Source organism: Sideroxyarcus emersonii, from assembly GCF_021654335.1.
GTDB lineage: Bacteria > Pseudomonadota > Gammaproteobacteria > Burkholderiales > Gallionellaceae > Sideroxyarcus > Sideroxyarcus emersonii.
Map to the genome: position 1 here is coordinate 328596 of NZ_AP023423.1, position 13390 is coordinate 341985.

The 13390-nt window shown below is 59.7% G+C and carries 12 protein-coding genes; 9 read left to right on the forward strand and 3 right to left on the reverse strand.

Annotated elements, in window-relative coordinates:
* The first annotated feature begins 13 nt into the window (after positions 1 to 13).
* From L6418_RS01545 to ccoS, 6 genes are all read left to right on the forward strand, one after another.
* Entirely contained in the window at positions 14 to 196 is a 183-nt protein-coding gene (locus L6418_RS01545) for a cbb3-type cytochrome c oxidase subunit 3 (RefSeq protein ID WP_237247723.1), read from the forward strand.
* Entirely contained in the window at positions 193 to 1098 is a 906-nt protein-coding gene (ccoP, locus tag L6418_RS01550) for a cytochrome-c oxidase, cbb3-type subunit III (RefSeq protein ID WP_237247724.1), read from the forward strand. The genes L6418_RS01545 and ccoP overlap by 4 nt, the downstream gene beginning before the upstream one ends.
* A 343-nt stretch (positions 1099 to 1441) precedes the next feature.
* Positions 1442 to 2872 (forward strand): cytochrome c oxidase accessory protein CcoG, encoded by a 1431-nt coding sequence (gene ccoG, locus L6418_RS01555; protein ID WP_237247725.1) that lies wholly within the window; start codon positions 1442 to 1444, stop codon positions 2870 to 2872.
* Positions 2873 to 2885: 13 nt separating this feature from the next.
* Positions 2886 to 3395 carry a FixH family protein gene (locus tag L6418_RS01560; protein ID WP_237247726.1) on the forward strand — a complete coding sequence of 170 codons (510 nt, stop codon included), beginning with the start codon at positions 2886 to 2888 and terminating at the stop codon, positions 3393 to 3395.
* Positions 3396 to 3414: 19 nt separating this feature from the next.
* Positions 3415 to 5874, forward strand: coding sequence for a heavy metal translocating P-type ATPase (locus L6418_RS01565; RefSeq protein ID WP_237247727.1), 2460 nt, complete (start codon positions 3415 to 3417; stop codon positions 5872 to 5874).
* Between the two features lie 9 nt (positions 5875 to 5883).
* A complete protein-coding gene (ccoS, locus tag L6418_RS01570; protein ID WP_237247728.1) occupies positions 5884 to 6078 on the forward strand; it encodes a cbb3-type cytochrome oxidase assembly protein CcoS in 195 nt (64 codons plus the stop codon).
* A gap of 15 nt (positions 6079 to 6093) precedes the next feature.
* Here the strand turns inward: ccoS and L6418_RS01575 are convergent, their stop codons facing one another.
* The 3 genes from L6418_RS01575 to fnr all read right to left on the reverse strand — a co-directional run bounded on the left by L6418_RS01575 (position 6094) and on the right by fnr (position 8149).
* The gene (locus tag L6418_RS01575; protein WP_237247729.1) at positions 6094 to 6768 is read right to left on the reverse strand and encodes a hypothetical protein; all 675 of its coding nucleotides are present in this window, start codon (positions 6766 to 6768) and stop codon (positions 6094 to 6096) included.
* A 7-nt stretch (positions 6769 to 6775) separates the two neighbouring features.
* The gene (locus L6418_RS01580) at positions 6776 to 7297 is read right to left on the reverse strand and encodes a hypothetical protein (protein ID WP_237247730.1); all 522 of its coding nucleotides are present in this window, start codon (positions 7295 to 7297) and stop codon (positions 6776 to 6778) included.
* A 96-nt stretch (positions 7298 to 7393) separates the two neighbouring features.
* A complete protein-coding gene (gene fnr, locus L6418_RS01585; protein WP_237247731.1) occupies positions 7394 to 8149 on the reverse strand; it encodes a fumarate/nitrate reduction transcriptional regulator Fnr in 756 nt (251 codons plus the stop codon).
* 91 nt (positions 8150 to 8240) lie between these two features.
* On the opposite strand from fnr, the gene hemN reads away from it, so the two are divergent.
* The 3 genes from hemN to L6418_RS01600 all read left to right on the forward strand — a co-directional run bounded on the left by hemN (position 8241) and on the right by L6418_RS01600 (position 13362).
* Positions 8241 to 9644: an oxygen-independent coproporphyrinogen III oxidase gene (hemN, locus tag L6418_RS01590; protein ID WP_237247732.1), complete on the forward strand. Its 1404-nt coding sequence runs from the start codon at positions 8241 to 8243 to the stop codon at positions 9642 to 9644.
* Positions 9645 to 9744: 100 nt separating this feature from the next.
* On the forward strand, positions 9745 to 10995 hold the full coding sequence (locus tag L6418_RS01595) for a nitronate monooxygenase (protein WP_237247733.1): 1251 nt from the start codon (positions 9745 to 9747) through the stop codon (positions 10993 to 10995).
* Between the two features lie 126 nt (positions 10996 to 11121).
* Positions 11122 to 13362, forward strand: a complete 2241-nt coding sequence (locus L6418_RS01600; protein WP_237247734.1) for an AsmA family protein — start codon at positions 11122 to 11124, stop codon at positions 13360 to 13362.
* Positions 13363 to 13390 lie beyond the last annotated feature (28 nt).

A 13390-nucleotide genomic window follows, 5' to 3' on the forward strand; every position in this document is an offset into this window, starting at 1 on the left:
GGGATACCTTGGCATGGATATAGAAGCCATGAGCGCGAACGACTGGCTGGGCGTGTTCTTCGTCCTGGTTTCGGCGATAGGCATGGTGGCGGTCTATTACATGGTATTCCGTCCGGCTAACAAGGCCGCGTTCGAGTCCCAGCGCAGTATGGCGCTGGATGACGAAGACCATATAAATGTGGGAGAAAAAAGATGAGTGATAAACACGATGCAGGTGGCGTGCCGACAACCGGTCACGTTTGGGACGATGATCTGGCGGACCTGGCCAATCAGCCGCCGAAGTGGTGGATGCTGGGCCTGACAGCCAGTGCGATCTGGTGTGTGGTGTATTTCCTGTACTATCCGTCCATCCCGGTTTCCAATGCGCATGGTTTCTTCAAAGGGGTCGGCGGCTGGACTGCGATCACCGAGATGGAAGCGGACAAGAGCCTGGTGGACGAAGTGCGCGGCAAATATGAAGCCAAGCTGAAGGACATGATGCCGGCGGCGATCCTGGCGGACAGCGAATTGACGGAATACGTAACGCGTTCCGGCAAGGTGCTGTTTGGCGACAACTGTGCCGCCTGCCACGGCCAGAACGGCGTGGGCACGATAGACAAACAGGGATTGTTTGCTCCCATCCTGCGTGACGACGACTGGTTGTATGGTGGCAAGATCGACGATATATACACATCCATCGTCGGCGGTCGCCAAGGCATGATGACTCCGCACAAGGGTGTACTGTCTGACCAGCAGATCGAGGACGTGGCCAAGTGGGTCAAGGCAAGCAGCGAAGGCAAGGGTGATGATGCCGAGGTTGCCGCTGGCAAAAAGGTATTCCAGACCAGTGACTGCACCGCTTGCCATGGTCCCGATGGGAAAGGTATCCAGGCGATGGGTTCTGCCAACCTGACCGACAAGGTCTGGCGCTTTGACGGATCGCTGGAAGGCATCAAACAGACCATCGCGTATGGCGTGAATGCCGGCCCCGATTCGCGTATCGCAGTGATGCCGTCCTTCCAGGCGGCAGGCAAATTGAGCGATGCCGAGATGAAGAAGCTGGCGGTTTATGTATACAAATTCGGCGGTGGCCAGGCCGACACTCCCGCAGCCAAGTAAATCTGCCTCAGTCTGCACGGGATGACCGTGCAGACGTTTACTAACAGAAGGAGTAAATGAGATGAATCATGATATGGTTTTCTGGGGTGTGATCATCAGTGTCGCAGGTTCCGCCCTGGTGGTAGTCTGGTTGTTCTACATGGCATATCGCAACGCCACCAAGGATAAGGACAAGAAATAAGCAAGAAGGGAAAAGGAGGAGAGAACGACTCTCCTCCTTTTTTCATAGGGCACAAGGTACTTGCGCATCGGCTCTGTGTTGGTGAATGCTGCGAACCGATCCGGAAGTATTTTATTCTCGGAATTAAAAAATCAGCAGTCAATAAATATTTGGAGAGAGATTGTGAATGGCGAAGCAGACAAGAAAGAGATTGGCACCGTCACGACCATCTATCACGAGTTCGAGTCGTGGAAGGTCAATCGGGGCGAAAAGACCATCCATGCCAAGCGCATGCCCGGCTTCTTCCGTACGGTAAAGAACTATACTCAGCTCGGGCTCTGGCTTCCTTTCTTCCTGTTTCCCTATCTGCGCTGGAACGGCAAACAGGCGATATTGTTCGACATCCAGAACCGCCAGTTCCATTTCTTCAATCTGACGGTGTTGCCGCAGGATATCTGGATGCTGTCGCTGGTGTTGCTGATGGCGGCGATGACGCTGTTTGCCGTGACATCGGTCGCTTCGCGCGTATGGTGTGGTTTCTTCTGTTTCCAGACCGCCTGGACCGATTGGTTCACCTGGATCGAAGACAAGATCGAGGGCAATCCGCTCGCGCGGCGTAAGCTGGATGACGCGCCATTGAGTGTCGACAAGATCCGGAAGAAAGGCATCAAGCACGCGATCTGGATGCTGATCGCCCTGCTCACCGGCATCAGCTTTTCGATCTGGTTCGTCGACGCATTCGACTATTGGAACAACCTGGTTCACCTCAACTTGCCGAAGGTGGGCTGGGTGGTCCTTGCCATGTTCTTCTTTGGCACCTATATCCTGGCAGGTTTCCTGCGTGAGCAGGCCTGTATCTGGCTGTGTCCCTATGCGCGGATCCAGGGGGTCATGACGGATGCGCAAACCATCCTGCCCACATACGATGCCAAACGCGGCGAACCGCGAGGCAAGTTGCGCCGCGGTGGTGAGGCGGTCGCACAGCAAGGTGACTGCATCGACTGCTTCCAGTGTGTGCAGGTCTGTCCGACCGGCGTCGATATCCGGGATGGTCAACAGTTGGGGTGCATCACTTGCGGCCTCTGCCTGGATGCTTGCGACAGCGTCATGGACAAGATCGGCAAACCGCGCGGGTTGATCCGCTATGCTTCGCTGGACGAGCTGTCCGGCAAGCAGGCGCGGAAGATGTATCAGCACCCGCGCACATTCGTATATGTAGGCATCATCCTGATCGCTCTGTCCGGGATCGTTTACGGGTTGACCCACCTGGGCGCGATGACGCTGAGGGTGATTCCGGAACGCCAGCCCCTGTTCGTCATCATGAGTGACGGATCGATCCAGAACAAGTACGATTTCAAGGTACTCAACAAGACCGATAAGGATATCCATGTCCGGGTTTCGGCCGAGGGAGGGGTGCCCGGTCAGGTGATCATCGGTGCCGAAGAAAATCCCATCACCCATCATGGTCGCGGCACTTCGTTTACCATCTTCGTCAAGGCACCCGGCCAGAACGTCAAGCAGGAGGTGACGCCGATCGAATTCAGGGTGGAAGGAGTGGAAGATCCGGGCATATCCGCCGAGTACACCAGCAACTTCAATGGCCCGAAACATTAACAGGAGCGACGAAATGATTTCACAAGGCAATAAATCCGGACTGCGCAATCCCTGGGTGTGGGGCATGCTGGCGTTGATCGTGATCGTGCTGTCGGTCAATGCGACCTTTGTCTGGTTCGCCACCAAAGGGACTCGCTCGGCCCTGGTCGAGCGCGACTACAAGACCGGTGACCGCCAGTCGAACGAGTCGTTGCTGAGCGAACTCAGGATGCAGCATCAATTGGCATGGCAAACGGAGATCAAGAAGCCGGAATCCGTGGTTGTGGGAACGCCGGCGACATACCAGATCGCTGTGCAAGACCGTGATGGCAAGCCGGTGAGCGGGAACATGGAGGTGGTGTCATATCGTGCATCCGATGCCAGCCAGGACTTCTCCACGCCATTCCGGGAGGTGGCTCCGGGCCGTTACCAGGGGTATATCAATTTCCCGCTCAAAGGCTATTGGGAGTTGCATATTCGCGTCCAGCGCGGTGAGGAACGGTTCGGTGTCGACACTGAAAAGTTCATGGTCTCCGCATCTTAATTAGCAGCAGGTTTGCACGATGCAGCGTAGCCATCCTGCCGCAGGCGGCTGCTTTCATTGCGGGTTGCCGATCCCGCCGGAGGCTGATTTCCATGCCAGACTGGATGATGCCGAACGGGATTTCTGCTGTTTCGGCTGTCAGTCCGTGAGCGCTGCCATCTACGAAGCCGGGCTGCAGGGCTATTACCAGCGTACGCCGGAAGGCGTGCTGCTCGCGCCCCCTCCGGAGCTGCCCAAAGACATCGAAATCTACGATTTCGACGAAGTCCAGCAGGAGTTCACGACCTGTTCCGGCGACATCCGCGATATTCATCTGCTGGTCGAGGGCATCCACTGTGCAGCCTGTGTCTGGCTGATCGAACGGGGGCTGCAGCGCGTTCCCGGCGTGCAGTCTGCCGATGTCAATCTGGCCGCGAAACGCCTGCATCTGCGCTGGGACAACAAACAGAGCAAACTTTCCGATCTGATCCGGGCACTGGCCAGGATCGGTTATGCCGCGGTTCCTTATGATCCGGAAAGTGCGGAAGGCGCAATCAAGAAGAGCAACCGGGCCATGCTCTACCGCCTGTTTTTCGCAGGCTTTGCCATGATGAACATGATGTGGATCGCCATCGCGTTGTACAGCGGTGCGGATCATGACGAGTTCCGCCAGTTCTTCCACTGGATCGGGCTTGCCCTGGCGACGCCCACATTGCTGTATTCGGGATATCCGTTCTTCCGCGGTGCGATGGGGGGATTGCGCGGCGGCCACCTCACCATGGATCTGCCCATCGCAATCGGTCTGACCGTCACCTATGCCTATTCGCTGTACGTCACGGTGACGCGTAGCGCGATAGGCGAAGTATATTTTGACACCGTCACCAACCTGATTTTCGTGATCCTGATCGGACGTTATCTGGAGGGGATGTTCCGCCATCAGGCGGTGTCCGCCACCAAGCGCCTGATGGAACTGCAGCCGCGCGTCGCCATCGTCATGCGTGACGGGCAGGAGCAGATGACCCCGATACGCGGCGTGAAGCCGGGCGATCATGTGTTGATCAAGCCCGGCTACAAAGTGCCGGTCGACGGCGTGGTGCTGGAGGGGCACAGCGCGATCGACGAAGCCATGCTGAGCGGGGAGTCCGCGCCGCAGAACAAGGCGGCGGGTGCGCAAGTTTATGCGGGCACGGTGAACACGAACGGCGCATTGCTGGTGGAAGTGCGTGCGCAACTGCAGGACACCACCCTGGCCAAGATCATCCGGCTGGTCGAGGAGGCGCAATCGTCCAAGGCTCCCATCCAGCGCCTGGCGGATACCATCGTGCCGTGGTTCGTGCTGGTCACGCTGGTCTGTGCGACGATCACCTTCTTCATCTGGAACAGCCACGATTTCGAGATCGCGCTGATGGCGGCCACTTCGGTGCTCATCATCACTTGCCCCTGTGCGCTGGGCATGGCGACGCCCATGTCTATCGCCGTGGCATCCGGGCTGGGGGCCAAACACGGCATCCTGGTCAAGAACGGCCTGGTGCTGGAGACGCTGTCCAAGGTCACGCATTTCGTGTTCGACAAGACCGGGACGTTGACCGAAGGCAGGATGAGCGTGGCACAGGTGCATGTGGCGGCAGGGTGCGATGAGGAGGAGGTGCTGCGGCATGCCGCAGCAGCGGAACGATACAGCGAACACAGTCTGGCCAAGGCCATCGTGGCTGAGACCGAAGCGCGGCAACTGCCTTATCGCGATCTGTCGTCCTCCGGCTTCCGGGCGACAGCGGGGCTGGGAGTTGCAGCAATGGTGGCGGGCAGGGCAGTGACGATGGGCAGCGCGGAATGGCTGGTGCGGCAGGGCATCGCGCTCGACCCGGCATTGCAGGCGATCGCGCATGACTTGGAAAAGCAGGCGATGAGCTGCGTATATATGGCCCGGGACGGCAGGCATGTGGCCATCATTGCTCTGGCAGACAAGTTGCGCAGCGATGCCCGGCAATTGATCGACGCGCTGCGCGCGTCGGGCATCACCATGATCCTGTTGAGCGGAGATCGCAGGCCGGTGGCCGAAGCGGTCGCGCGCCAGCTCGGCGGCATGGAGGTGATCGCCGAGGTGTTGCCGCAGGACAAGGACCAGGTGATCCAGCGCATGCAGCAAGGCGGCGCGGTAGTGGCGATGGTGGGCGACGGCATCAACGATGCCCCCGCGCTGATCAGGGCCGATGTCGGTATCGCGCTGGGGTCAGGTACCGACGTGTCGGTGGAGAGCGCCGACATTGTGCTGATGTACAACGAACTGGACAAGGTGCGTCAGGCCACGCTGCTGTCGCAACGCACCTTGCGCACCATCAAGCAGAACATCGGGCTATCGTTCGTGTATAACGCCATCATGGTGCCGCTGGCAATGATGGCGAAAGTCAGTCCGCTGGTGGCGGCGATCAGCATGCCGATCAGTTCGCTGGTCGTGATCGGCAATGCGGCGCGCATTCGGACATTATTCAACAAGCAGTGAGGTGACGCGATGGATGTGATCTACAGCCTGATACCCGGCATGATGTTTTTCGGCGTGCTGTTCGTCATCGTGCTGGTGTGGGCGGTGAAGAAAGGGCAGTACGAGGATATGGAAGGCAGCGCCAACCGCATCCTGCTGGATGACGATGACGATCTGCTGCACGATGCCGACAAGGACAGGAACGCCGGGGCCGACAAGAAATAGCCGGCTGCGTCAGCGTTACTGCAAGACCGAGCCGTTCGCCATCAATGGGTTCACCAGCCTGTCGAAATTCCTGGGCGGGACATATTGCAACAACGGCTTTTCGCCGTTGCCCAGCGTGATATCCAGGCCATCCTGCGGATACAGCCAGTGGACCAGCCCGCTCTTGTTCTCCTGGATGCGCTGCGCAGGCCGGCCGAAGCGTTTCAGGAAAGCGGCTTCGTCCACGTTCAGGCTGGGCAGGTAGGTCAGGCTGCTGATCGGCCAAGTGCGCAGCTTCGCGATGTCATCCGGCGTCATGGTGATCTTCTTGCCGCTCCCGGTGGCTGCCATGCGCAGCCCGCGCTCGTACATGCCCTGCAATTCCGCAGCGGGAACGTCGATGGTCAGCACGATCTTGCCGCGCAGGCCGGCCAGGTCGACCTGCTCGAAGAACACCTCGGCGATCAGTTTGCCTTCGGGAGATTTGAACAGGCTGGGCTTGGCTTCCTCCTTGAAGCGGAGCTCGGCCTCATTGGCAACCGATTCCCCCAGCGTCAGGCCGAATACCCGCACCGAATCCGGCGTCGGGTGCTCGATGTGCCAAGGCAGGTCATCGCTGCGCCTGGGTTCTCCCGGAATCAGCAGCGATCCGGCGATGACCAGCGCCGATACGATGCCGACGCCCCAATAGATCCTGCTTTCGGTGGTCATGCCCGGCCTACAGGGAGATGGCCGGATCGGACGGGGCAGCGTGCTGCTCGGCGAAGCGCTTGGGCAGCTTGCCGTGGCGTGCCTGATACATCGAATCGTTGCCCAGCACGATGAGCACCAGCAAGGAGACCATGAACGGCAGGATGCCGAAGCCGCCGAGTGTGGCGAGCGTGGTGATCTTTGACCATGCCATCATTTTCGACAGCCACAGGCCGCCGCCGACGATGGCACAAGTGATGACCAGCAGCCGCAGGAAATTGCTGTTGCGTTGTGCGGCGATCTCCCAGTGCGATTTGACGAACCAGGTCTCTTCAGACCTGGCGATCTGCCGGGCCTTGAAGACGATGTAGCCGGTGATGGCGAAAGAGGTGATCGGCACCACCAGCACCATCAGCGGGAAGGTGCTGAACACGCCGAAGGTCGCGGCAAACACCAGAATGTGGTTGAACACCAGGTTGATCAGAAAAATCTCGTGCGGCCATTTGGCGCGGACGGTCTCTTCGTGCGATACGCTGAATTGCTGATGCATGTTGTACTCCGATGAATGGTTGTTCGGTGGCAAGAGCCGGTCTTTCGTGCAGGATAACTGTTCAATGGCGAGGCTGGAATGCGGCAAAACGACGCATCAGGCGCCGCCGACGAAACTGCGCAGGCGCAGCATGTCCATGATCTCCACCTCGCGCACCTTCACATTGAGCAGGCCGCATTCCTGGAAATTGGACAGCGTGCGGCTGACCGTTTCCAGCTTCAGGCCCAGGTAGCTGCCGATCTCCTGCCGCGTCATGCGCAGGTGGAAGGCGTTCGGCGAATAGCCGCGGGCGCTGAAACGCTGCGACAGGTTGAGCAGGAAGGTGGCCAGCCGCTCTTCGGCCCGCATCGAGCCGAGCAGCATCATGATACCGTGGTCGCGCACGATCTCGCGGCTCATGATCTTGTGCAGATGGCGCTGCAGGCTCGGCAGTTCGCGGCTGAGCGCTTCCAGCTGGGCGAACGGTATCTCGCAAATCTCGCTGTCCTCCAGCGCGACGGCGTCGCAACTGTGGGCGTCGGAGCAGATCGCGTCCAGGCCGATGATCTCGCCGGGCATCTGGAAGCCGGTCACCTGTTCGCGTCCGTCTTCATGCAGCACCTGGGTCTTGAAGAAACCGGTGCGGATGGCATATAGCGCGCGGAACGGCTCGCCGCTGCGGTAAAGATACTCGCCGCGCCGGAACGCGCGTTTCAGGCTGGTCAGCGCATCCAGCCGCTGCATCTCCACTCCGTCCAGGTCGACCGGCAGGCATAACTCGCGCAGGTTGCAGCTGGAGCAGGCGATGCGCAGGGCAGGGTTGGCAACGGCGTTCTGTGCCGGGCTCTTCAGGGGATAGATTGCGGTTTCCACGGCCGAAATATGACACGGTTTTTGACCTATATCAAACGCATTTTGCGGTATCCTGTCACATTCCGAAACCGAATTATTTGAAGCTTTTCCCATGTCAGCCAACAAAGAAATAAGCTCCCAGCTGGAAGTCGATCTGGACCTGATCCGGCGCCTGGACAAGAACGGTCCCCGCTATACGTCCTATCCCACCGCCGACCGTTTCGTCGAGGCGTTCAATGCCGAGATGTACGCGCAGTGGATGGGCAAGCGCGAGGTCGGCGGCATCAGCCGCCCGTTGTCGCTGTATGTCCACATCCCGTTCTGCAATACCCTGTGTTTCTATTGCGCCTGCAACAAGGTGGTGACCAAGGATTTCAGCAAGGCCGACCAATATGTCAAATACCTGATCAAAGAGATCGGGATGCAGGCCGCGCTGCTGGGCAAGGACCGCCGGGTCGAACAATTGCACTTCGGTGGCGGCACGCCCACCTTCCTCAGCGACGACGAATTGCGCGCAGTGATGGGGGCCATCCGCAGCAACTTCCAGCTGGTGGAGGATGGCGAATACTCCATCGAGATCGACCCGCGCAAGGTGAGCGATGCCACCGTCGCCCTGCTGGGCGAACTGGGTTTCAACCGCATCAGCATCGGCGTGCAGGATTTCGACCCTGCGGTGCAAAAGGCGGTGAACCGCATCCAGAGCGAAGCGGAGACGCTGCAGGTCATCAAGGCGGCGCGCGCCAACGGCTTCAAGTCGGTGAGCATCGACCTGATCTACGGCCTGCCGAAGCAGACGCTGGAAGGTTTCAAGGTCACGCTGGACAAGGTCATCGCGGCCGACCCGGACCGCCTTTCGATCTACAACTACGCGCACATGCCCAAGCTGTTCAAGCCGCAGCGCCGCATCCACGAGGAAGACCTGCCGGCGCCGCAGGCCAAGCTCGACATCCTCAAGCTGGCGGTGAACACCCTCACCGACGCCGGCTACGTGTATATCGGCATGGACCATTTCGCCAAGCCGGACGACGAACTCGCCGTGGCCCAGCGCCAGGGCCGTTTGCACCGCAATTTCCAGGGTTATTCGACACATTCGGACTGCGACCTGATCGCGGTCGGCGTCAGCTCCATCGGCAAGATCGGCCCGACCTACAGCCAGAACTTCCGCGAGCTGGAACCCTACTACGATGCGCTCGACAACAACACTCTGCCCATCATGCGCGGCATGGAGCTGAACGCCGACGATCTGGTGCGGCGCGCCATCATCCAGGCGCTGATGTGCCATTTCGAGATATCGAAAGAGTCGTTCAACATCGCCTACCTGATCGATTTCGACCAGTACTTTGCCACCGAACTGAAGGAACTCGCCGAATACGAAAAAGAAGGACTGCTCGAGTTCTCGCCGCAATGGATCAGCGTCACCCCGAAGGGGCGCATGCTGATCCGCAACATCTGCATGGTCTTTGACAAATACCTGCGCGCAAAACAAGAACACACGCGCTATTCCAAAGTCATCTAGGCAATCGGCAATTGCCGGTCAGGGCTCCCCGCAGGCACTTTTGCGGGGGCCGCATGGCACTTTGGGGTAAAATGAGCCTCGTTTAGGAGCGAGAGAAATAATGAAACGTGTTGATGATTTCCGCCTGAAGTTCGGCAAACGAGAGCTGGTCCCGATCATGATCGGGGGCATGGGCGTGGATATCTCCACTGCGGAGTTGGCGCTGGAAGCAGCCCGTCTGGGCGGTGTAGGCCATATTTCGGATGCCATGCTGCCCACCGTCTCCGACCGCCGCTACGAGACCGACTTCGTCAAGACCAAGCTCCTGCAGTACAAATACAACATCGACAATTCCGACAAGGCCGACGTCAAGTTCGATCTGGGCCACATCGCCGAATCCACCCGCCTGCACGTAAGCAAGACCATGGAGGCCAAGCGCGGTTCCGGCATGGTCTTCATCAACTGCATGGAAAAGCTCACCATGAACGCGCCCAAGGAGACGCTCAAGGTGCGGCTTTGGGAAGCGCTGTCCGGCGGTATCGACGGCGTCACCCTGGCGGCGGGCCTGCATCTTGGATCGTTCGCACTGATCGAGGAACATCCGCGTTTCCGCGACGTCAAGCTGGGCATCATCGTCTCCAGCCTGCGCGCGCTGCAACTGTTCCTGCGCAAGAATGCCCGCACCAATCGCCTGCCCGACTACATCGTGGTGGAAGGTCCGCTGGCCGGCGGCCACCTCGGCTTCGGCCTGGACGACTGGATGAAGTACGACCTGCGCACCATCACCAACGAGATCCATCAGTACCTGCGCGACGAGAAGCTGGATATCCCGGTGATTCCCGCCGGCGGCATCTTCACCGGCAGCGATGCAGTCGGCTTCCTTGAGGAAGGCGCTTCTGCCGTGCAAGTGGCCACCCGGTTCACGGTGTCGAAGGAATGCGGCTTGCCGGAGGATGTGCAGCAGGAGTATTTCAAGGCCAGCGAGAGCGACATCGAGGTCAATGCCACCTCGCCCACGGGGTATCCGATGCGCATGCTGAAGAACAGCCCGTCCATCGGTTCCGGCATCCGCCCGGGCTGCGAGTCTTATGGCTACCTGCTCGATTCCACCGGCCATTGCGACTACATCGATGCCTACAACCGCGAGGTGGCCCTGCATCCGGACGCCAAGAAGATCCAGGTCTTCGACAAGACCTGTCTGTGCACGCACATGCGCAACTTCAAATGCTGGACCTGCGGGCACTATACCTACCGCCTCAAGGACACCTCGCGCAAGGCGGCGGACGGCAGCTACCAGCTGCTTACCGCGGAGCATATCTTCAAAGACTATCAGTTCAGCACCGACAACAAGATCGCATTGCCGGACGCCTGAATATTGCCCGTCGAGGCGGGCCGAGGGCCCTGATTCGACGATGCTCGAACGTGGCACGGTGGCTGTCATCATGGATGGCGGTCCCCTTGTTTATAATTCGTACAACATCTTTCGACGGGTGACGATATGAACAGATACCTCAAGTACGGCCTGTGGACGATCGGGGCGCTGCTGGCGCTGGCTGCGGCGCTGGTCGGCTATGTGGCGGCGACTTTCGATCCCAACGCCTACAAACCGCAGATCATCAAGGCGGTGAAGGACAGCAAGCAGCGCACGCTCAGGCTGGATGGCGACATCCGTCTGCATTTCTTCCCCAGTATCGGCGTCAGCCTGGGCAAGGCCTCGCTGTCGGAATACCGGAGCGAGCAGGAGTTCGCCTCGCTCGACAGCGCCAGCATCTCGCTCAAGCTGCTGCCCCTGCTTGCCCGGCAGGTCGTGGTGGACGAGGTCGCGGTGAGCGGCGTCAAGGCAAGACTGGTCAAATACAGGAACGGCAAGACCAACCTCGATGACTTGCTGGGCAAGCCCGCCGAACCCGCCACGCCGGCGCCGCCCGCAGCGGCGGAAGCGGGCAGCTCGCCGATGCTGTTCGACATCGCCTCGGTACAGATGGACAAGACCGATCTCAGCTACAGCGACGAAGCTACAGGCAACAATTACAGCGTGCAGGACCTGAACCTCAAGACCGGGCGCATCGCCAACGACGTGCCGAGCCGGATCGATTTCTCTGCCCACATCCAGTCCAGCCAGCCCAGGCTGGACATCATGGCGCAGATCAGAACCACGCTCACCTTCGATCTGGAAAAGAACTTCTATCAAGTGCAAGGCCTGGAACTGCAGGCGAACGGCAAGGCGCTCGACATCGCTGACCTGCTGGTGAAGGCCGGCGGCGATGCCAGCGCGCATCTGGCGACACAGGAATTCTCGCTGCGGAAGTTCACGCTCAGCGCGAGCGGCAGCAAGGCGCAAGGCAAGTTCGAGGCAAGCTTCAATGCGCCCGAGCTGAGCCTTGCCAAGGACAGCTTCAAGGGCGACAGCGTTGCCCTGAATGGCAAGCTGGACGGCGCATCCGGCAACATCGTCGCGGCGCTTGCACTGCCCGGTATCGAAGGCAATGCCGGTTCGTTCAAGGTGGGCTCGATGGCACTGGATGTGGAGGTGCGGCAGCCCGAGCAGTCGTTCAAGCTCAAGCTCACGTCGCCGCTCACCGGCAGCATCGAGGCGCAGCAGTTCAACCTGTCCGATCTCAGGCTGGCGCTGGATGCCAGCGGCGACAAGCTGCCCGGCAAGCACATCAGCAGCGAATTGAAGGGCAGCGTGCAAGCCGACCTGGGTCGGCAGAGCATCCAGGCCAAGCTGGACGGCGGCCTGCTGCAGAGCCAGGTCAAGGCCAAGTTGGCGGTGAACAATTTCAGCGTGCCGATGATCCGTTACGACCTGGAGATCGACCAGTTCGATGCCGATCCCTACCTGCCGAAGAAGGCCGAACAAACCCAGCAGCAGGGCCAGGCCAAGCCGGCGGAGCCGGAGCAGCCGTTCGATCTCTCCGCGCTGAAGACGCTGAATGTGGAAGGCAGCGTGCGCATCGGCTCGCTCAAGGCTGCCAACGTCAAGCTTGCGCAGTTGCGCGTCGACGTGAAGGCGCGCGGCGGGCAGGTGAACATCGCGCCGATCTCGGCCAAGCTGTATCAGGGCAGCGTCGACGGCAGGGCATCGGTGAATGCGATGACATCCACCTTCGCCATCGACGAGAAGCTGACCGGCGTCGACACCGCCCCGCTGCTGAAGGATGTCGCCAATCTCGATCTGATCGAGGGGCGCGGCAACATCGCGCTCGACCTGACTGCGCAGGGCAACACCGTCAGCGGCCTGAAGAAGGCCCTGAACGGCAAGGTTGCGGTGAACCTGGCGAACGGCGCGATCAAGGGCGTCAATCTGGAGAAGCTGGTACAGGGCGTGCAGAACCTGGGCAAGGAAACCAGTGTCCAGACCCTGGGCGTGGACAAGAACGAGAAGACACCGTTCAGCGAATTCAAGGCCAGCTTCAAGGTGCATAACGGCGTGGCACATAACGACGACCTCGCGGTGAAATCCACCGTGTTGCGCGTGACCGGCAAGGGCGACATCGACATCGGGCGCGGCAACATGGATTACAACGCCAAATCCATTTTCGCGAAGACGGAGCAGGGCAAGACCGCAACACTGCCGGTGAACATCAGCGGCACGTTCGACGACCTGAAATACAAAGTCGATTACAGCGCGCTGATCGCCGATGTCGCCAAACAAAAGCTCGATGAAAAGAAGGACGAACTTAAAGCCAGAGCCCGGGACGAACTGAAGAAGGGCTTGAAGGGCTTGTTCAAATGAGCGGTTCGCGACACACCTGAACCGTTCA

Bases quoted from the DNA above. Each gene is read 5' to 3' on its own strand.
- L6418_RS01545 (WP_237247723.1), top strand. From the start codon at position 14: ATGGATATAGAAGCCATGAGCGCGAACGACTGGCTGGGCGTGTTCTTC.
- ccoP (WP_237247724.1), top strand. From the start codon at position 193: ATGAGTGATAAACACGATGCAGGTGGCGTGCCGACAACCGGTCACGTT.
- L6418_RS01560 (WP_237247726.1), top strand. From the start codon at position 2,886: ATGATTTCACAAGGCAATAAATCCGGACTGCGCAATCCCTGGGTGTGG.
- L6418_RS01565 (WP_237247727.1), top strand. From the start codon at position 3,415: ATGCAGCGTAGCCATCCTGCCGCAGGCGGCTGCTTTCATTGCGGGTTG.
- ccoS (WP_237247728.1), top strand. From the start codon at position 5,884: ATGGATGTGATCTACAGCCTGATACCCGGCATGATGTTTTTCGGCGTG.
- L6418_RS01575 (WP_237247729.1), bottom strand. From the start codon at position 6,768: ATGACCACCGAAAGCAGGATCTATTGGGGCGTCGGCATCGTATCGGCG.
- L6418_RS01580 (WP_237247730.1), bottom strand. From the start codon at position 7,297: ATGCATCAGCAATTCAGCGTATCGCACGAAGAGACCGTCCGCGCCAAA.
- hemN (WP_237247732.1), top strand. From the start codon at position 8,241: ATGTCAGCCAACAAAGAAATAAGCTCCCAGCTGGAAGTCGATCTGGAC.
- L6418_RS01595 (WP_237247733.1), top strand. From the start codon at position 9,745: ATGAAACGTGTTGATGATTTCCGCCTGAAGTTCGGCAAACGAGAGCTG.
- L6418_RS01600 (WP_237247734.1), top strand. From the start codon at position 11,122: ATGAACAGATACCTCAAGTACGGCCTGTGGACGATCGGGGCGCTGCTG.